The 19,249-nt window shown below is 40.1% G+C and carries 18 protein-coding genes; 8 read left to right on the top strand and 10 right to left on the bottom strand.

Annotated features, from left to right (window positions below):
• Window positions 1-57: 57 nt before the first annotated feature.
• The 4 genes from MUO14_RS06105 to MUO14_RS06090 form a co-directional block, all read right to left on the bottom strand.
• On the bottom strand, window positions 58-1,062 hold the full coding sequence (locus MUO14_RS06105) for a glycosyltransferase family 4 protein (protein ID WP_244754281.1): 1,005 nt from the start codon (window positions 1,060-1,062) through the stop codon (window positions 58-60).
• A 70-nt stretch (window positions 1,063-1,132) separates the two neighbouring features.
• Window positions 1,133-2,356 carry a glycosyltransferase gene (locus MUO14_RS06100; RefSeq protein WP_244754279.1) on the bottom strand — a complete coding sequence of 408 codons (1,224 nt, stop codon included), beginning with the start codon at window positions 2,354-2,356 and terminating at the stop codon, window positions 1,133-1,135.
• 82 nt (window positions 2,357-2,438) lie between these two features.
• On the bottom strand, window positions 2,439-3,119 hold the full coding sequence (locus tag MUO14_RS06095; RefSeq protein ID WP_244754272.1) for an N-acetyltransferase: 681 nt from the start codon (window positions 3,117-3,119) through the stop codon (window positions 2,439-2,441).
• Window positions 3,120-3,137: 18 nt separating this feature from the next.
• Window positions 3,138-4,058 (bottom strand): glycosyltransferase, encoded by a 921-nt coding sequence (locus MUO14_RS06090; RefSeq protein WP_244754271.1) that lies wholly within the window; start codon window positions 4,056-4,058, stop codon window positions 3,138-3,140.
• Between the two features lie 147 nt (window positions 4,059-4,205).
• On the opposite strand from MUO14_RS06090, the gene MUO14_RS06085 reads away from it, so the two are divergent.
• A complete protein-coding gene (locus tag MUO14_RS06085) occupies window positions 4,206-5,147 on the top strand; it encodes a Gfo/Idh/MocA family protein (protein WP_244754269.1) in 942 nt (313 codons plus the stop codon).
• A gap of 376 nt (window positions 5,148-5,523) precedes the next feature.
• Here MUO14_RS06085 and MUO14_RS06080 read toward each other — a convergent pair whose 3' ends face one another.
• From MUO14_RS06080 to MUO14_RS06070, 3 genes are all read right to left on the bottom strand, one after another.
• Window positions 5,524-5,736: a hypothetical protein gene (locus MUO14_RS06080; protein ID WP_244754267.1), complete on the bottom strand. Its 213-nt coding sequence runs from the start codon at window positions 5,734-5,736 to the stop codon at window positions 5,524-5,526.
• A 13-nt stretch (window positions 5,737-5,749) separates the two neighbouring features.
• Complete coding sequence (locus MUO14_RS06075; RefSeq protein WP_244754265.1) at window positions 5,750-6,130, bottom strand: DUF2642 domain-containing protein; 381 nt, start codon at window positions 6,128-6,130, stop codon at window positions 5,750-5,752.
• A 176-nt stretch (window positions 6,131-6,306) separates the two neighbouring features.
• Entirely contained in the window at window positions 6,307-7,701 is a 1,395-nt protein-coding gene (locus MUO14_RS06070) for an NADP-dependent glyceraldehyde-3-phosphate dehydrogenase (RefSeq protein WP_396265834.1), read from the bottom strand.
• A gap of 281 nt (window positions 7,702-7,982) precedes the next feature.
• Between MUO14_RS06070 and MUO14_RS06065 the strand changes: the two genes are divergently transcribed.
• From MUO14_RS06065 to MUO14_RS06050, 4 genes are all read left to right on the top strand, one after another.
• Window positions 7,983-8,774 carry an SDR family oxidoreductase gene (locus MUO14_RS06065; protein ID WP_244754263.1) on the top strand — a complete coding sequence of 264 codons (792 nt, stop codon included), beginning with the start codon at window positions 7,983-7,985 and terminating at the stop codon, window positions 8,772-8,774.
• A 1,054-nt stretch (window positions 8,775-9,828) separates the two neighbouring features.
• On the top strand, window positions 9,829-10,830 hold the full coding sequence (locus tag MUO14_RS06060) for an ABC transporter substrate-binding protein (RefSeq protein WP_244754262.1): 1,002 nt from the start codon (window positions 9,829-9,831) through the stop codon (window positions 10,828-10,830).
• A gap of 265 nt (window positions 10,831-11,095) precedes the next feature.
• On the top strand, window positions 11,096-11,731 hold the full coding sequence (locus tag MUO14_RS06055) for a YczE/YyaS/YitT family protein (RefSeq protein WP_244754260.1): 636 nt from the start codon (window positions 11,096-11,098) through the stop codon (window positions 11,729-11,731).
• Between the two features lie 430 nt (window positions 11,732-12,161).
• A complete protein-coding gene (locus tag MUO14_RS06050; protein ID WP_244754259.1) occupies window positions 12,162-13,052 on the top strand; it encodes a DMT family transporter in 891 nt (296 codons plus the stop codon).
• A 34-nt stretch (window positions 13,053-13,086) separates the two neighbouring features.
• Here the strand turns inward: MUO14_RS06050 and MUO14_RS06045 are convergent, their stop codons facing one another.
• Complete coding sequence (locus MUO14_RS06045) at window positions 13,087-13,863, bottom strand: hypothetical protein (protein ID WP_244754258.1); 777 nt, start codon at window positions 13,861-13,863, stop codon at window positions 13,087-13,089.
• A gap of 222 nt (window positions 13,864-14,085) precedes the next feature.
• Here MUO14_RS06045 and MUO14_RS06040 point away from each other — a divergent pair, with 222 nt between their 5' ends.
• Together MUO14_RS06040 and MUO14_RS06035 are read left to right on the top strand one after the other, a co-directional pair.
• Window positions 14,086-14,322, top strand: a complete 237-nt coding sequence (locus MUO14_RS06040; protein WP_244754257.1) for a hypothetical protein — start codon at window positions 14,086-14,088, stop codon at window positions 14,320-14,322.
• A gap of 158 nt (window positions 14,323-14,480) precedes the next feature.
• Window positions 14,481-15,110 carry a LysE family transporter gene (locus tag MUO14_RS06035; protein WP_244754256.1) on the top strand — a complete coding sequence of 210 codons (630 nt, stop codon included), beginning with the start codon at window positions 14,481-14,483 and terminating at the stop codon, window positions 15,108-15,110.
• A gap of 11 nt (window positions 15,111-15,121) precedes the next feature.
• Here MUO14_RS06035 and MUO14_RS06030 read toward each other — a convergent pair whose 3' ends face one another.
• The gene (locus MUO14_RS06030) at window positions 15,122-16,441 is read right to left on the bottom strand and encodes an amino acid permease (RefSeq protein WP_244754255.1); all 1,320 of its coding nucleotides are present in this window, start codon (window positions 16,439-16,441) and stop codon (window positions 15,122-15,124) included.
• A 233-nt stretch (window positions 16,442-16,674) separates the two neighbouring features.
• On the opposite strand from MUO14_RS06030, the gene MUO14_RS06025 reads away from it, so the two are divergent.
• The gene (locus tag MUO14_RS06025) at window positions 16,675-17,514 is read left to right on the top strand and encodes an MBL fold metallo-hydrolase (protein WP_244754254.1); all 840 of its coding nucleotides are present in this window, start codon (window positions 16,675-16,677) and stop codon (window positions 17,512-17,514) included.
• A gap of 212 nt (window positions 17,515-17,726) precedes the next feature.
• Here the strand turns inward: MUO14_RS06025 and MUO14_RS06020 are convergent, their stop codons facing one another.
• On the bottom strand, window positions 17,727-19,148 hold the full coding sequence (locus MUO14_RS06020) for a hypothetical protein (protein ID WP_244754251.1): 1,422 nt from the start codon (window positions 19,146-19,148) through the stop codon (window positions 17,727-17,729).
• Window positions 19,149-19,249: the final 101 nt, after the last annotated feature.

The raw sequence follows: 19,249 nt of genomic DNA, 5'->3' as shown, positions 1-19,249 counted from the left end.
TTTCAACCTCTGATAAATCTAAATTTCTTGTATTATGCAAAGGGAACCTGCATGCCCCTATAATTTATTGTAGATGTCAATATACTGATTAACGACTTTTTCAGCCATATGGTTCTGTGTGACGTAAGTTCTCCCATTAAAACCTGTATTTCTTCTTTGTCTTGGGTTTTTAATTAAATTCTCTAAAACCGTAGTAATGGTGTCTGGATTTGCATTGATAATGGGCAAACCACCAGGATATTTATCTACAAGGTCTTCTCTTATATAGCATATAACTGGTTTCCCTAACGCCATCGCCTCAGAACTAACATAGCCATATGAACCAATTCTTAACTGATCTATGACAATATCCGCTTGGGCAAAAAGATTTTTAGCTTCATCGTTGGATAGGCCTTCAACTAGTTTAAATCGAAATGATAATCCCGATCGCTGCAGCTCCTGAACTGCCTTTACTATGAATTCTGTTCCTTTTATATGTCGTGAGGTCGGGGCGTGAATGACGAGAGGAGAAGTTTGTTTGACCTCAGGGTATTGTGGTTTGAATTGATGTACGTCAATTGTATGAGGGATAACATGTGTATGCTTATACAAATTTGAAATGTATCCCTCTAATTCAGGATCCTGGACAATTGCATGATCAATATATTTTGATAAAGCGGCTACGTTATTATATATTTTTTCTTCTGTCCATTCGGGCTTTACCTTAACATAGGGGTTATTTATTCTGGCAGCCGAAAGAAGTCGAATATCTGAACCGTGATGGTGTACAACCATCTTCTTTCCAGCGCGCTTTAGAATTTCCATGTCGCTTTTATCAGAGAAAAATGTTTCGCCAAAATGAAAATGAAAGATGTCATACTTTTGTACAGATTCTTGTAAAAATTGTTCGATTTTGTTCTCTCTTTCTTGTTTTGGAAGCTGATTAAGCTTTAAACATATATCGGGTTGAAATTTAAAAGGATGTTCATCAAAGTGGCAAGAGGTGGCTTGAACTCCTTTTGACTGTAATGCCTTACACAATTCGACCATAGGAGATCCATAAGAAATATGCAGTACTCTCAATTTTATCTTTCCTTTCTTTTTATATCGTGGTTGTAAAAGGTAATCCCACTGGTTACTTACTTTTAGTCATTTACTTCGTTAGTAGCTGTTGATAAACATTAAATAACCGTTCCTCCATCTTCTCCCACGAATATGAGTTTTCCATTACCTTACGACCATTCATGCTCATTGTTTTCAATTTGCTTTTATTTTCACTAAGATATAATAAAGCATCTGCATAATCTTGAGATGTAACGTTCGTTTTTTGGACAACAAACCCACATTGGTGTGCGTCTATAAAGGCCTCCATTGAATGGCATTTGTTCACTAATACCGGTATGCCATTGTTCAAATAACTAAAAAATTTATTTGGCATGGCGTAGTTGTTATTGAGAGACGTTTCTACATTTTCCAAATCAATCCACCCAATATCGACATCTTTCATATATTTTGGAATGTTAAGGTAATCGACCCATCCGGTTAACGTTATATTACTCTGAAGATGTTTTGGTATGACAAACGGATTATCAAATCGACTTCCTCCAATAATCTTGAATTTAAAATTTAACTTCTTAGAGCATAATTCTGTAATGCCAATGATTTTTTCTCTCATGCCTTTTTTATCATCAAGGTTTCCTTCATAACCAATAGTTAACCCATTTGAACTATACTGTTTAGGTAGATAATTTTTAGAAAGGGGAGGTGAGTTATAGATCACTTCCACAGGTAGTTTGGGTTTATGAGATAAATACCATGATTTGATTGAGTTTGAAACAGTAATTACATAGTCGACTTCATCAAGCATAATAAGAAGTTTCTGTTTCAAATTGTCTCTCTGTTTCTCAGTATATCTGGGGTGCAAAGGATCAGGTGTCAATTCATGGCTATCATAAATTAACTTTATATCCTTTCCTTTTCTTTTCTTCATTAACCGTTTTATACCCACTCCAGCGAAAAGAGATAGGTATTCATGGGTATGATAAATATCTGCATTTTGCTGAATAGCGAGCTGCGTTAATTGATTTGTAAATCCTTGTGTTTCCCAAACATTTTCATTGCTTGAGACTTTACTCAATTGTTTTCTACAACTCTCCCATTCGTATGTGACGATCCTAATTCCTTCGTGGGTAAAAACTTTGTTTCTGAAACGATTCGTAAAAGGGGTACCATCGATGTCAAATAAACGTCCATTCCTTCTCGGAACAATCATCGTGACATGGTAACCCTTTTTTTGTAAGCTTTTTGCTTCTTTTTTGAAAATCCTCGCGTCCAAAAATGGATGATAAGCAACAACCATGCAAACTCTTTTTGACACAGGCCCCCACCCCTTCTTGAGCATTAAGTTTCATGTTAGATTTGTGGTTTTCTCCATACATGCATTACCAACTTTAATAATCTCATCGGTTGATTTTCTTTGCAGGAACGCCTGCAGCAACTATGTTATCTTCCGTATCCTTCGTTACCACAGCTCCCGCACCTATTATAGTGTTGTAACCAACCGTAACACCTGGTAAAAGCGATGCGTTATTTCCGATTTTAGCTCCTTTTTTAATGTGTGGACCTTGTAGGGAATAGGCTTGAGCACCCATGTACTTGTCATTTGACATTGATACACATGGACCGATAAATACATGATCTTCAAGGGTCGTATCACCTGTTACATAAGCTTGTGTCTGCACCGTGCATCCTTTTCCGATCTTTGTATTTAATTCCACGATAGCGGCTCTCCCAATGACAGATTCCTCAGCTACCGAAACATTTTCCCGAATGCTAGCGTGATCGCCAATAAACACATCTTTCCCGATTTGAGTTCCAGAATAGATGGAGACCAAATGCCCAATTCGTGTACCAGATTGGATCACCAACTGTTGATCTGTCTTGGAGGACTTTCGCATTCTTTGATTAACAGCCGGGCGGATTCCAAGCACACAATGACAACCAACTGTCACGTTATCACCAATTTCGGTCCCCTGTAAGATAACAGAATGATGACCGATCACAACATTTTTTCCGATTTTTACATCTTTTTCAATGACGACGCGTTCTCCCAGTTGAGCACTTCCGTGGATATCAGACATGTGACAACCTCCTTCTTACTAATGAAGTATACTTTCTATTTTTTGAACCAGCTGCTGAGTTCGTCGTTTAACTGAATGCCTTTGGCGGATGAAATGGTACCCCTGTTCAACAACCTTTAACCGGTCCGAATCATTCTTTAAATAGGCTGCTGCTTTTTCTTGAAAGTTATCTTCGTCTATTGGTACAAAATGAACCCCTGGAATAAAGCCGAGATCCTCCAATTCTTTAAAGGTTGGAGCTAGCAAAAGGGTCTTGCAAGCAAGCGCTTCAAAGTATTTTAGAACAGGGTAATTTAGAACTGAAGGACAGGTGAAGAAAATAGTAGTACGGTTGAGTTCCTTGCCATAGACATGACCAATCAATTTTTGGCCTTCTTCTTTTTTACTAAATTCTCGATAACCGGGGTGGTTGTGATAGACGAAATCTGGATTCCCTTCATACGTCTTCATTATTTTTTGTCTTAATGGATAAAAGTCGTTAACAGCCCCCATCATTAACAAATTGATATCCTTTTCTAACCCATAGTCCCTACATAATTCTGTATTAACAAAGTGAGGGAACCATTCCATTTTATTTTTAAATTCCGGATAAGTTTCTATAAATTTGTCACGAACAACAGTGAATAAATAGGGAATATTGTGTTTAGCTATATAGTTTCTTCTCAAACTTGTAAACCGATGAACATCATTCACAAATAGTCCCGTGGGAATATCGGTATTAGCAAGCCCTTTAATCATGGGTGTCATTTGGTGATCAATATCATTTAACAGCAATATAAAGTCGGGGCGAGTGGGGAGTTGTTTCAAAATATAGCTAATATGGCCAGGTTTTCTCCATATCGTTAAATTTACTACTTTGGAAAGTTCCTGCTCTAAATAATAAAAGTTTTTATTCAACAATCTTGATGTATCTTCTGCAATAAACAATAGATTAATCAAGCTATCACATCCTCTCTTTTAAACGAACCAGTACATGAGTAACCTGACAAACGCCAATTTTATTTTGTCTGTTATGGCAGTCTATTTCGTTTCAAAGCTGGCGCATAGAATAATTTAGTAGTTTATAAAGAGTGAGGAGATTTTTTTATGAAAGTCGGTGTAATTGGAACGGGAAATATGGGAGAAAATCATGTACGTACGTACTTATCGATGCATGACCATTGCCAGCTTGTCGGTATATTCGACAATGACGAGAAGAAGTGCCATCAGATTGCTAAGAAGTATAAAGTAAAACAGTTTCAATCGATGAATGAACTTCTTAAATCAGTGGACGCTGTCAGCATTGCTGTACCGACTGAATATCATTATGATATTGGTTTAACTTGTATCGAACACCACGTACACATGTTGATGGAAAAGCCAATTACGAGTACAGTCGCTCAGGCTGAAGATTTACTCGACAAAGCCCTCAAAGCAGATGTTAAAGTGCAAGTGGGGCACATTGAACTTTTTAACCCATTAATCCAAGTTCTTACAAAAGAGTTAGAGAATGAAGATATTATTGGAGTTGTCTTCCAAAGAATGAGTCCGTATGATGAAAGGATTAAAAACGTTGATGTTGTGAAGGATCTAATGATTCATGACCTTTATATTTTAAAGGCGCTCCTTAAAGATAAGATAACGGAATTTTATGCGCTTGGGAACATTATTGAGAATACCCCAAAACATGCTATTGCCATTGCTAGGTTTTCCCAAGGGGTAACAGCACAATTGACAGCCAGTTTTAAATCAAAGCGAAAAGTTAGAAACATCCAAATTCTTACTGAGGACGCTTTTATTGAAGCTGATATCTTAAATAGAGAAATCAAGCTAACACGTTCTGTATTAGAGGATAAAAGTAATTCTCCAGTAACGTTAACGGAGAATATTCAGATTGACGATTCTATACAACCACTAAGAATCGAATTAATGGATTTCATAAATTGTATTAAATTTGAAACAGATCCTTCTGTATCAGGCGAAGATGGGATGAAAACCCTAATGATTACGAATAAAATTAGTGAATCCATTCGTAATATGAAAGCCTGACATGCGCTAATGAGACAGTAAAAGAGTAGGGTATCCTTGAAATGAGGGGATGCCCTATTTATATGGGAACTAGTATAGGAAAAGTTACCTTTGATATCTCATGAACCGCTTGTGAAGAGGTCGACTTATAGGATATTAATTCAAAGTAAATCATTTAAATAGCCCGTTGTCGTAATTTTTGAGTACCTGTCTTGTGTATTTAACATAGTATCTTAGAAGTAATTAGCTTCACTGGCTATTTATATGTTGATAACCGAAGATTATTTCCAAAATTCACTTTTTCCAAAAACATGAGAGTAAGCTATACAAAAATACCCTGGCTTAGTGAACCAGGGTATTTCCCAAATACTAATTCTGTTCGAATGCATGTTTAGTTTTATGCCGCTACGAGAAAACGAACAAAGTTGATAGCATCTACTGAGATAAATTGTTTGTTATTTGATCCATAACCAACATCAACCTCAATAACTAGAACCAAGTCTACTGTAACGGTTGAAAGAATCCCTTCGATCAAATTATTATCTGTAGCTACTTCAACTCTTGAACCAATACGTGTAGCTAGTTCGGCAGCAAAAGTCTCTTCAAACATCTAAATCCCTCCTTTACAATTCACTGACTAGTTCAACTTTTTCAATACGGACTAGGACTTGAGCTCCAGAACTTTCAATAATTACAATATAGTCGCTTCTTACGACTAGCAGTGTTCCAGTTACTGTACCAAACGGAGTAGTGACTGCTACTTGTTCATTAACTAAGGTTAACAACACTTCTCTAATTGTCGTAGGAGTTGTAGGGTCCGTAGGAAGTTCAGGAGAAGGTGTTACTGTATCATCTCCTCCTAAACCGACATCGACATCAACATCTACATCTAATCCTGGTAAGTCAAGTGAATTATTTGAACTTAGTCCATTACCAGAAATGATATCCTGTGACAACTGGTTAGCCAACCTTAGAAGGTTTGTCTGGCGATTTGTTAGAGCCAACTGTATTCATCCTTTCTATAATAGTTTCTATTTACTATATGTCTGTTTCTTCCGTCCGTAAGGGCATTCACATAAAACAATAGAGAATTCCACCAATAACCTAGAATTATAGAGCACAAAAATAAAAAAAACTCAGGTCATCCAATATTTGGATGACCTGAGGTGGAATTTTATGGTTATTTATTCAGGATGAACAATTTATCTTGGGTCATGGATTCGATGCTTCGGCGGATACCTTGGGATCCAAGACCGGATTTCTTTGCGCCGATGAATGGGAAATGATCCGGGCCGCGTTCAGTTTTTGCGTTGAACTGTACCGACCCGACATGGAGTTTTGCACCAATGTCCATTGCTTTTTGAACGTCGGCAGTAAAGATACTTGCTTGCAGGCCATAGTCTGATTCGTTCGCCAGTGATACAAAGTCAGTTTCATTCTTAACGCGAATGATAGGGAGTACGGGGCCAAATGGCTCTTCCCATGCGACCTTCATGTTTGGCTGCACATGATCAAGTAATGTAGGGTAAATCAGATTGTCTTTTCGTGTATTTCCTGTAATGAGTGTTGCACCTTTTTGCAAGGCATCATCAATTAACTCTTGAACGAAATTGGCTGCGTTTGTATCGATTAAGGGTGTGACGGTAGCGTCATCTTCAGGAGCTCCAACCGATAGGCCCTCTACTTTTTTCTTGATTTTATCAGTAAGTGCATCGGCCACGAGATCATCGACCAATACACGTTTAATGGCGGTGCAGCGCTGTCCAGAATAGGAGAAGGCACCACTGACGATTTGCTCTGCGGCTAAGTCGAGATCGGCATCGTTGAGTACAATGGCTGGATCTTTGCCGCCTAATTCAAGTACGACAGGGATCATTTTTGCTTTCTTGGAAATGGATTGACCTGTAGCGGTGCTTCCAGTGAATGTAATCATATTAATTTGTGGGTGAGTGACAAGAAAGTTACCAATTTCAGAACCCTTTCCGGTGACACATTGTACGGTACCCTCAGGCAGTTCTGTCTCAAGCAAAGATTCAACCATTAATTGCCCACTTAAAGATCCTTGAGAGGCAGGCTTGAAAACGACGGCATTTCCGGCCATTAAAGCTGGGGCAATTTTTGAAGCAGCTAAGTTAACGGGATAGTTAAATGGTGAAATCGCTAAAACGACACCAAGCGGTTCACGTTCAACCATAGCTATCTTGCTGGAACTTCCTCCACGGAAAGAATCCCCGCGCAGCGTATCACCATGGATGCGACAGCCTTCCTCGGCCGTATAACGGATGAGGTCTGCCGTGCGGACCACCTCTTTCACTGCAGAAGATCTATTTTTTCCGACCTCTTTAGAAATCATTTCACCGATTTGTGTCTGTTTTTCTACTAAACGATCGGCCCAATTATGCAAAACATCGGCCCGTTTATAAAGTTCTGTTTCAGCCCAACCCTTTTGAGCCTGGCTAGCCTTCTGAATCGCTTGCTCTACTTCTTCCTGTGACATCAATGGAAGAGACCCAAGCACTTCATTTCCTGACACTGAATAAACTTTCTTTTCTCCTGTGATTGTAATGCTGATAATCCATCACTCCTCTTCAATAATTAGACTATTCTGAGTATTAGGGAAAATAGATGGAATATCAAATGCGATAAAAGCGTTAACATCATCCATTTAAGCGTTTGCATGTGGATTATCATTCAATATACAAGCATATTCTTGTTTTTCCACATTAATGTGATAAAGTTAATTGACTGAAAATGATATGACTTATAGTTATAATGAAAACTAGAGAGTGTACAAAAATTCAAATGTTGATTCAGAGGTTAAAATGCTTTTAAATCACTAGAAAGGAATGAAAGAGAATGGATTTAGAACTAAAAGGTAAATCAGTTGTAGTAACAGCCGCAAGCAAAGGATTAGGTAAGGCAACTGCGTTAGAATTTGCAAAAGAAGGCGCGCGCATTTTAATTTCGAGCAGAAATGAAAAAGAACTTCAAGAAGCCCAAGCTGAGATCAAGGAAGTCAGCGGGAATCCCCATATTGAGTACACCGTTTGTGACATGATGAACGCTGAAGAGATCAAACAATTAGCTAAGAAAGCTGTCCGCTTGAATGGTACAGTCGATGTGTTGATTAATAACACCGGCGGCCCTCCAGCCGGAACCTTCGATAACTTTGAGGATGAGGACTGGAGTCATGCATTTGAACTGAATCTATTAAGTTTTATTCGCACAATTCGAGAAGTGCTCCCTTCTATGAAAAAACAACAAAGCGGTCGAATTATAAATATTGCTTCTTCTTCTATTAAACAAACGCTGGATAATCTTATCCTATCCAATACCTTTCGTGCCGGAATAGTAGGGCTTTCTAAAAGCTTATCTCAAGAGCTGGCACCAGATAACATTCTAATTAACACGGTCGGACCAGGAAGAATTGCAACGGACCGCGTCGCTTCTCTTGACGAAAAGAATGCTGAAAAATTAGGTGTGTCTCCTGAAGAAATCAGGAAGAAAGCTGAGCAATCGATTCCAATCGGACGTTATGGTGAACCTGGAGAATTTGCTAGGGCGGTTGTTTTCCTAGCGTCTGGAGGAAATACGTATTTGACAGGTCAATCATTAGTTGTGGATGGCGGATTAGTGAAGGCATTATAATGATTTTGCTAACAGGAGGAACCCTTGGGTTTGATGATCAAACTGAAGGGTTTTTCTGATTACTAATTGACAAAACATCAATATAGGGATATGATCACAATTGATAATGATAATCTTTATCGATTGCGGCTTGGAAGATACATACATAATCTTTTTAAAAAGGTCTAATTGGAATGAATTTCATAATTTAAGTCCCTTCTGCCCCAGGGGATTCAAAATCTAAAAAAGGAGGTACCTCCCCAAATCTAGTCAAGTAGGAAATTTGAAATCATTTTTATTAGGTAAGGGCAGAGATCTGGAAGACTCCATCTCGAGATAGGTTTCCGTTTCCTTGGATGGAGAAGGAGTTCCAGGAAATCACTCGCTTTCCGTGGGCATGCGCTGAGCCTCCTCGGACTCTGTCCTCCGGGGTCTCACCTGTCATGTTTATCCCACAGGAGTCTCTCCATTTCCCGAACCTCCTTGTGTTTGTGAGAAGAACGGAAACACTCCAGGTTCACAGTACCTACCAAAACGACAGAAGAACTTCTTATCAGAGAGCTAAAAATCTCTCTGTGACGCGGTTATCATGCCACATCATGATGGATAAAGCCCTCTGAACATGGGAGACTTATTCGGAATACGAATGGCTCCGTTCATCACAAAACAGGCGGGGTGGCTGGGGAAACGGCGAGACCCCGGAAGGCTTCGCCTGAGGAGGCTTGCTGTTTAGAGGAAGTTCGACTAAGTTCGGCACGTCCTGTGCCAACGTCGAACGACCCCACGTCCTGTGGGGCCGCAGGAAAGCGAGTCGTTTCCCAGCCACCCCGGGCCTTCATACCGTAACGGACCTAAGTGTCTCGGAGCTGAGTCTCCAGGATAAGGGGACGATGTGAAGCAACATGGATAGAAAGTGATCAAACTTCTTTATAAAACGGAAACTAAAATTTGGCTGGATAAGAATCCATTTTAAACCTTTTCGGAAAAGAGCCTTATATTCTGCCAGTCTTTGGCGTTTTAAAAAGAGCAATTATGAAATTGATTCATTGAAATAAAAAACGGGAGTGGGAGATGAATGACGAAAAAGATTGGATTCATTTTGTTTATTTTTTCAGTAATGGTTTTAGCTGCCTGTAATGAGGAGTCTGGTAAGGATCAAGCAGCAAGTGCTTCGGGAGAGCAAGGATCAAAGGGAACACATAATACTGTGACCATTGAAGATGGAATCGGGAAACAGACGATTGAAGGCGTTCCAAAAAGAGTCGTTGTGCTGGAATGGACCTATGTAGAACATTTGCTGCCGTTAGGAATTGAGCCTGTCGGTGTGTCAGACGTAGAGGGCTATAATAAATGGGTGAATGTAGGGGAGCCACTAGCGGATTCCACTACGGATGTTGGAACACGGGCAGAGCCTAACTTAGAAGCGATTGCCCGACTTAAACCAGATATCATTATCGGGGCAAAATACCGTCACGAAGGGATTATAGATGAATTAGAGTCCATCGCTCCGACCGTCTTATTTGCTCCATACTCAAAAGAAGGTGCCGATAACCAGTATCAGCATTTACTTGACGAATTCAATACCGTCGCTAAAATTTTCGATAAACAAGATCAAGCTGAAGAAGTAAAGCAGAATCTGGAGCAGACTTTTAAAAAGCAAGGAACACGTATTAAAGAAGCAGGGTATAAAAATATCGAAGCGGTTGTTACTCAAGCCTTCACATCGCAAAACACACCAACCATGAGACTTTTCACAGATAACTCTGTAGTTGCAGGCGTGTTAGAAAAAATGGATGTGGGAAACGCGGTTGAAAATGATCAGCCAGAGGCCTACGGATTTATTTCAACTACAGTTGAGGCTTTGCAAAATTATCAAGATGCCCACTTATTCTATCTCGTTCAAGAGGATGATAACATCTTCAGCAATCAATTTGCGGATAATCCTGCCTGGACAAACCTTGATTTTGTAAAAGAAAATCGAACATATAAATTGCCAGGTGATATGGGTACATTTGCCGGTCCATTATCTGCTGAAAGACTTGCTAAAGAAATAGCTGATTCATTGGTAGAAAAGTAAGGAGAGTTTTTCTGTATTCTTAAAAAAGGACGGTCTATCCTAGGATGGATCGTCCTTTGCATCCTTAGTTTGTAGTGTTTCATTGACTGGATCACCTTCTTAACCATCTATTTAACTTAACCCACCTCTTGCTCCATCCCCTCCTCCAATCATCCCCGAAAGATGACATTAGTTCCATTTTTCTTTTTTTCGAACTTTTCAATTTTCATTTATTTGATTTTGAGATAAGCTAAAAAGACGTAATCTTCTAGAAAGAAGGAGTGTTATGAGGTTCAACTTCCTTTTCTTTGCATTAGGCCTCATTTTATTTAGCTATGGGATTTCTATAGCCATTCAAGTTCAGTATCTTGGCATTCACCCTTGGGATGTGCTGAATGTTGCACTATTTGACAAGTTCGGCCTTACGATAGGTATGTGGAACTTGGCTATTGGTGTACTGCTGGTACTCGTTTCATTGATCGTGGATCGTAAGTACATTAGGATAGGCACCATAATTAACGCTATTTCGATCGGTCCGCTGATTGACCTCTTTTTGTTCATCGATGTTTTTCCAAGGTCTTTTTCTACTGTAATGGATATCGCTGTCCTATTATTAGGGATTGTATTGATGGGTATAGGAGGTGGCATGTATTCAGCTGCCGGTTTTGGTGCAGGTCCACGTGATGGATTCATGCTGTCGCTATCAGACAAACTGGGGTATTCCATCAGCAGGACACGAATTGCTGTAGAGAGTCTCGTGCTTATTATCGGACTTTTATTAGGTGGCCCAGTTTTTATCTTTACGCTGATTTATACGTTTATTCAGAGTCCGATCTTCCAATTCTCTTTTGTAAGGGTAACCGAATTTTTGAAGAGAACCACGAAAACCAATTATTCTGATGAAAAAGTGGGATCCGTTTAAAAAAGGTAAGGGCTGGTCCTTTGGTTGTTGGTGAAATGCTGAACAGCATTTCACCTTTATTATTTTACATAAAATAATAAAAATGGCGAGTTATTACTATGGGGCCTGGATAAGAAGCATGCCATTACCACTGTTTTTAACGTTTTATACAGAAGATCATAGATTAGTGTCTAGCCAATAGGGTTATAAGCGTTGGTTTTGTTCAATTCAACCGCTTCATTTTTTAAAGGGTTAAATAAATTTGAGGAGGAAGGGCTCTTTTTGTATAAGCTCTTCCCATTAGAAGTGATCGAGTTTTCTTTCGTCATTTACAGTTTTACGAAAGTGTAAGCCATTTCCAAAATCTTTATGTGAAGTGATATAGTGAGGGAATACAAAATAAATTAATCGTGAAAGAATCTTGGTGATAACTTTGAAGAGAATCTACTTTATGTTAATGCTAGTCATGATGTTGTGGGGATTCAATGTCTCCGCCATCAAAGTTCTCGTCTCAAATATGGACCCGATCCTCTTAACTTCAGTGAGGATCTTTACAGCGGGAATTGCAGTGCTGGCTATCCTTGGTTTTATGAAAATTTTACGGCTGCCGACGAAGAAGGAAGCCTGGATCATCTTTTATATCTCTATCTTTAATGTGATCGCTCATCACAGTTTCATGGCCCTTGGGCTTTTATACACATCTGGTGTGAATGCTGGGTTGATTGTCGGTATGGGTCCATTGCTTACTATGGTGTTATCGACCATTTTGTTAAGCAAAAAGGTCACCATTTTTAAAAGTTTCGGCTTTGTATTAGGGTTTGTCGGGGTAATTGCTACGACGCTGACAGGGGCGGGTGGAATGACAGCTGTATCGATAGGTGATGTGATGGTGTTCATTTCTATTGCTGTCCAGGCCTTCAGCTTTATTTTGATTAGTAAAATGAATCCAGAGCTTGATCCGAGGTTGTTGACAGGATACATGATGGTTCTTGGTTCGATATTCATTTTCTTCATTAGCATGATGGTGGAAACGAACCCAGGGCAGATCACCCAGTTGTTCGATGTAAAACTGATGCTGATCTTTTTATTTAGTGCTCTCATTTGCACGGCTTTCGGGCACATGGTTTACAATTTTGCCATTCAACAGGTTGGTCCGGCTGAGTCTGCGATATTTATTAACTTCAATACTTTTTTTGCTATTGTAGGTGCTGCGTTATTCCTTAATGAAAGGATTATGGCCAGTCATATTGCGGGTCTTGTGCTAATTGTGTGCGGTGTGCTGATTGGGACGGGAGCATTTGAATATATCGTTGGGAGAAAAAAACGGGCTAGATCCGCGTGAATGAGGAATTGTGTTTGAGAAAGCGTCTCGCTTCCTATGTGTGAATACGTGGGGAGTGGGCATTATTCTGTTGAGGTGTCTGCTTTCGTGATTTTATAGTGATCATTGGAAAATTGTCGTTGATACGCTCCTGTTTTTCCACTAACTCCTGACTTCTTGCCTCAAAGGTTTCAATAGCAACACTCATTCCTCCTAAACAAATTTCATCGACGACTTTGCATTGATTTTCCCAATTAAGCTGATCAAAAGACTGGTTGATCTCTTCCAATACGTTTTTAATTAAGAGCCACGTTTGATGAGTAAAAGTCTTTGGTAATTCACCATGCCCTAAAATAAGCTGAAGAATATATAATTCAGTTTTCCCTTTAAAATAATGGTTCTTCTTCATGAACATAACTGCATCTTCCATACAAGTCCTGAACCTTCTCTTTCTAGCCAAATCAAGATAGGGTTTATATTTATCCTCTCGATAATTATATTTGAGCAACTCACTTACAGGGATGTTGATCTGTTTTGAAATGCTTATAAGCGATAGAGGACTCAGGCGGAGCTTATCCATAATGTAGTATTTATCATTAAATGAAGAGTTTGCTTTGCCGTCGACTAAGTATTTAAAGAGCTCCAAATAACGCTCTGTATCATCCGAAAAAGTCTTAAGTACGCAGATGAATGACTCGTTTTTATAATGTGTTTTGTAAAGCTCCAGGTTTTCCTTACATGTAATAAGCCTGTATTCTCCGATACCTATTTCCTCAATAATTGGATCACCTTCCATGAAGCCAAAATAATCATAAAACCGATGTAATCTCATTGCTCCTCTATTGCTGTACTCATAATCATAGAATGTTTCTACAATTTGCTCTGACTGAACACGGATGTAAACCAGTTCGATCTCCTCCTTTGTAATGGTTTATGCAACGAGGAGTTTGTCTTATGATTGCCGTCGTCTCGTCTTTCGATCAAAAATTTCTTTACCTGGATGTATAAAATAAGCAGAAAAAACAAAATTATGAGTAAGACAGGAGGGAAAGAAATGAATTTTGATCATGTCAAGAATCAATTGTCCAATGCACAGCGAGCAGTAGAAAGAGCGCAGGAAGATCGGGCAGGGTTTGTGGAGGCTCAAACCCAAGTAAAGCTGGCCGAAGAGGAGTTAGCTAAAGCGAAACATGATCCATCGGTCAATACAGAGGAAAATGCCCAGCAAATTCAACGAGCCACTGATTTATTAAGATTGATTGAAGAGACCAACCAGGCTAATAATCGATAGACGAGAAGAACACATTGTGATTCAGGCAATGTGTTTTTTGGTGTCCTTGAAACAAGATCTTACCTCTTTGATTCTGAAAATGCGGTGAGAGTAATAACATGAACTGCTGAAGAATACATTTGGTACAAGCCAGTCCTACTAATAGAGGAGTGAATGTATTGGGTGTATTCTTGAGTTATATTTTCCTTGGATTATCTTTGGCAGCACCGCTGGGTCCGATCAATGCGGCCCAAATAGATCAGGGTATTAAAAATGGCTTTTTCCATTCATGGATTATTGGACTAGGTTCTCTTGTTGCAGAGCTGCTTTATATCCTGGCCGTTTTCTTTGGTGTCATTCACTTTTTGGAAATCCCTTTTATGAAAACGTTCCTATGGTCGTTCGGAGCCTTCGTCTTAATCTACACAGGCTTTGAGAGTATTGACAGTTCGCAAAAGTTGGAAATCAATCATAGCCGAAATAAAGATCCCTTGAAGAAAACGTTCGTCTCCGGCTTTTTACTATCGATTTCTAACCCACTTTCGATTTTATTTTGGCTTGGCATATACGGCTCTGTATTAGCTAATACGATCACTCGCTATGACCAGTTCCATTTAGTTTTGTATGGTGCAGCGATTATCATCGGTTTGATGATATGGGATGTAACGATGGCTTTTGTATCGAGCGGATTTAGAAGGTTTCTAAACACACGTACATTAAAAGGAATTTCTGTCTTGTCCGGACTTTGTATGTTTGGCTTTGCGGGTTATTTTGGCTACCAAGCAGTTAAGTTACTTTTTCATTTATAAAAGGGACAGGCCTAACCTGAAGCTTGCTGCCATCTTTTTCTCATTAAAAAGGTGATTGTACCAATCACTAGCAGAAACACTAGGCTGATAAAAAAACCGATTCTGCTTGTGGAATCAAAAAGCGTTCCACTAACGGCGGCAGCAATTAGCAAGATTCCCACGAACCGTTTTACATGGTCAGCTGTTGTTAGTTTCATTAATTTTTTATAAGAGAAGAGGATAAATAGCCAGTTATATAAAAGCATTAGGCCTGCTGCAGTAGTTAAATATTCAAAAATCTTTTCAGGTAGCAGCAAGGCTACAAGGATGGATAAGCATAAGCCACCAATAGTTAGGAAGAGGGAATGAATGGGCACACCTCTTTTACCTTTCGCAGCAAAAAAAGCTGGTGCATCTCCATCTTCTGACAAGGTAGCTAAGATGGTAGTGATTGCATAAAGAGATGCGACCATCGTGGAGAAGCCTGCAATGATCAATGCTCCATTAAATACGTGTGGAACAAACGCCAAATCAGATTGACTTAACGCGGTAATGAAAGGACTTTCGTCCGCATTAAACTTATCCCATGTTATGAGAAGTAAGGCTAATCCTAAAGAAACGACATAAATGATGCCGAGGAGGATGAGCATGACTCTTCCGGACTTTGATGCATCTTTAGGATTTTTTAATTCGTTTGCCATAATTCCCATGACTTCAATCCCGCCAAACGCATAAAAGGCGTATAGCAAGGCAGCCCAAACTCCGGTTAGTCCTTCAGGAAATAACCCATCAAAGCTCATGCTTACCGTTTGTTCAGAAGGGTTTCCATTGATAACGCCTGATAATGCTAGGGCGGCAATTACGATAAACATGAAGATAGCAGCCGTTTTAATGACAGCGAAAATATTTTCAACCCGTTCAAAACCTGATACTCCTGTAAAGATGACACCAATTCCAAGCACACCAAATATGGTCGACAACAGCCATAGAGGAAGGTTTGGAAACCAGTATTGCGAGAAGATGGCGAGGGCCGTCAGTTGACTGCCCATAATTAATAATTCAGATGACCAATAGACCCATCCATTACTGAAGCCAGCCCACCGTCCATAAGCCTTTTTCGCATACGAACGAAACGATCCCTTTTCAGGATGCTCTGCCGTCATTTTCGCTAAAGCTTGAAACACGATATAAGTACCGATGGCTGCTAAAATAAAAACAAAGACAACAGCAGGTCCACTACTTTCGATGGCAAGTGAGGATCCCAGGAAAAAGCCAGTACCAATCGTGCATCCCACACCAATAAGTGAAAGCTGCCACCATTGAAGTTTTTTATCTTTTGTTTGCTTATTCATATTCTTTAGCCCCACCCATCCTGACTGTAACTGAATCTATATTTTTAACCCTACACAAAAAAATATTCCTCCCAGAAACTCCCACCTCAGGTCATCCAATATTTGGATGACCTGAGGTGGGAGTTTCTGGGAGGAACTAGTGCTTGATTACACACTCACGCCCGGTTTAGTAAACGTTATAATAAGTTACCAATTTCGGAACACAATAAGGGGATAGGAAGGAGGCATATTCAATGGAAGATCGATTGATTCCCGTTACCTCAATTGCCAGTGGAATTGAGCAGTTGGTGGCGAATGATATTCATTGCTTGCCCATTCAAGTAGTAAACGCCTGTTTAATCGGAAATCCTGAACGACCTGAAGATTGGGTGTTGGTCGATGCGGGCATGCCGAAGTCTGCCGACGATATTATTGATGTAGCAGGAGAGCTTTTTGGTAAAAGGTATAATCCAAAGGCTATTATTCTTACACATGGACACTTCGATCACGTCGGGGCCGCTGAGGAACTTGCAGATTATTGGGATGTTCCCGTTTATGCACATAAATTAGAAATGCCTTACTTGACAGGGGGAAAAGATTATCCAGAACCAGATACTACAGTTGAAGGCGGTTTGGTATCAAAGTTATCACGTATGTTTCCTAATGAGGGGATCGATTTAGGAAACCACGTTCAAGCTTTGCCGGATGACGGAACTATCCCGCACTTACCTGGGTGGCAATGGATTCACACACCTGGGCATACAGAAGGTCATGTCTCCCTATTCCGGGAAAACGACCGCACGTTGATCGTCGGCGATGCATTCGTCACAGTCAAACAGGAATATTTATTCAAAGTGCTGACCCAACAACAAGAAATTAGCGGTCCGCCTCGCTACCTAACATCTGATTGGGAGGCCGCTTGGGAGTCGGTAAGAAAACTTGAAGCCTTGAAACCCAATGTAGCAATCACAGGTCATGGGTTCCCGATGGCAGGAAAAGAACTGACAGATAATTTAGAGAAACTGAGTCGTGAGTTTGATCGAATTGCCATCCCAGATCATGGAAGGTTTGTAGATGGTGAGAAAGAAAGATAAGTGTGAAGCGAGCTTGGGTTCCAGACTCGTCTTTTGAATTTTAAATGATCCGGAACGACCTTTTAGAAAAAATCGGTAGTAATTATCTAAGATGCCCTAACCAAATAATGATATTTTTATTTAGGGCATTATTATTCATCGTTGAGCCGCTATCCTTTTGAGTTGGGACGTTATCTCTCCGCGTTAGGACACTCTCAATTTTCCGACCCGTTTTAAAAAATGAACAAAGCAATTGTAGTCGATAAAATTAATGCTAATATGACCGGAATGAAGTTTTTCCTCACAAGATCCATGACGGATATACCACAGAAACCGGCAATCGCAATCATCGAAGACCAGGCGATGATCGTTCCTCCACCTGTCCAGATCGATCCCATTTGTCCAATAGCTGCTAAAGTGGACGGATCGATGTGGGCATTTGCCAGGGATGCTGATAGAGCACCAGTCAGCGGCAGGCCTGAGAATCCTGAGCCATCCAGTCCTGTAATGATTCCGATAATTAAAACACTAAAAGCTGCTAAAAAAGCGCTCTGTGGCAGAAAATCCTGTGTGGATTCAACTAAATCAAACAGCAGGGCGGGGGTATTATCTGCGGAAACGGAAAGAATTTCACCTGCAAAATCCGGGCTTCCTAGAAAGAAAAATCCCGCAATCGGAATAACCGGCCCCATCGCTTTAAAGGCAAAAACGAATCCGTCCGTAATGTGATCACTAATGTAATCGAGTGCGCGATGTCTTCCGAACGCTATCGTCGAAAGAAGGAGAAGGACTACTGCAACACCCCCGATAAATGCAGCCCCATTACCACCTTCAAATCCTCCCATCCTTCCAGAGCCAAGTTTTGTCGAAACCATATAAAGCATGACGGCAAGCATGGAAAGAGGGACAGTTACCGCAAAAACTTTACTCCACGCGTTCATATTTTTACTTTGGGTTTTGTGCCCTTCTTTTAAGCCTTGCATAGCTTTTACCTCAAGCTCATTTTCCGGATCAAACTTAGAACGGAACGATTTTCTGTTCAATATATAAGCAAGCCCAATTGCTACAAAACCCGTAATCAGCGATAAAACTAGTGCTTGATCCATAACTGTAGTTGTATCAACCCCAGCCGCCTTTGCTGATAAACCAGGCGCAACTTGCACGACATAGTCTGATGATAAAGCCATCCCCTGCCCGGCAAGAGCTACGGCAACAGCCGCCATCATTGCTGGAAGACCCGATCTGATTGCGGCGGGTACAAGCAGCGCACAAATAAGCGGTACCGCTGGCGTCGGCCAAAAGAATAAGGAAATTACATATGTGGCCCCTACTAAAACAAAAAAGGACACGTGACTATTGACCATAATCTTTTGAACTGGCTCAATCATTCGTTTATCTGCACCAAGGTCCTTTAGTGAATGCAAAAGAGCCACCATGAATGTAATGATTAGGAATATATTGAATAACTCTTTAGCAGCCACTAAGTTTGCATTAAAAATACCCATGAATCCGCTAATTAAACTACCATTGTAAACCCAAGCAACAATGAACGTACCAAGTAAAGTCGGCAGTACAACACCTTTACGGAATACCATTGTAATGATAATTAGCAACGTGAATAATCCATATAACCAATGGGAAAGTGTTAATTCCACGAGACAAAGCCTCCTCGATTTCGCCTCACCTGTACGGCGTTCTACGGTGTAGACTATGCTCCGTGGGATTAATGGGTGTCCGGCTCAATCAATGCTTATGA

It is taken from the genome of Halobacillus shinanisalinarum (assembly GCF_022919835.1).
In the GTDB taxonomy this organism is placed as follows: domain Bacteria; phylum Bacillota; class Bacilli; order Bacillales; family Halobacillaceae; genus Halobacillus_A; species Halobacillus_A shinanisalinarum.
Note: the sequence above shows the minus strand (reverse complement) of the source record. Positions and strands in the feature narration are given on the sequence as shown.

What these genes read in the sequence shown, in the direction of transcription:
- MUO14_RS06030 (WP_244754255.1), bottom strand. Translation starts at nt 16,441, where the DNA reads ATGAATAAGCAAACAAAAGATAAAAAACTTCAATGGTGGCAGCTTTCA.
- MUO14_RS06045 (WP_244754258.1), bottom strand. Translation starts at nt 13,863, where the DNA reads ATGAGATTACATCGGTTTTATGATTATTTTGGCTTCATGGAAGGTGAT.
- MUO14_RS06095 (WP_244754272.1), bottom strand. Translation starts at nt 3,119, where the DNA reads ATGTCTGATATCCACGGAAGTGCTCAACTGGGAGAACGCGTCGTCATT.
- MUO14_RS06065 (WP_244754263.1), top strand. Translation starts at nt 7,983, where the DNA reads ATGGATTTAGAACTAAAAGGTAAATCAGTTGTAGTAACAGCCGCAAGC.
- MUO14_RS06040 (WP_244754257.1), top strand. Translation starts at nt 14,086, where the DNA reads ATGAATTTTGATCATGTCAAGAATCAATTGTCCAATGCACAGCGAGCA.
- MUO14_RS06025 (WP_244754254.1), top strand. Translation starts at nt 16,675, where the DNA reads ATGGAAGATCGATTGATTCCCGTTACCTCAATTGCCAGTGGAATTGAG.
- MUO14_RS06055 (WP_244754260.1), top strand. Translation starts at nt 11,096, where the DNA reads ATGAGGTTCAACTTCCTTTTCTTTGCATTAGGCCTCATTTTATTTAGC.
- MUO14_RS06080 (WP_244754267.1), bottom strand. Translation starts at nt 5,736, where the DNA reads ATGTTTGAAGAGACTTTTGCTGCCGAACTAGCTACACGTATTGGTTCA.
- MUO14_RS06085 (WP_244754269.1), top strand. Translation starts at nt 4,206, where the DNA reads ATGAAAGTCGGTGTAATTGGAACGGGAAATATGGGAGAAAATCATGTA.
- MUO14_RS06060 (WP_244754262.1), top strand. Translation starts at nt 9,829, where the DNA reads ATGACGAAAAAGATTGGATTCATTTTGTTTATTTTTTCAGTAATGGTT.
- MUO14_RS06050 (WP_244754259.1), top strand. Translation starts at nt 12,162, where the DNA reads ATGTTAATGCTAGTCATGATGTTGTGGGGATTCAATGTCTCCGCCATC.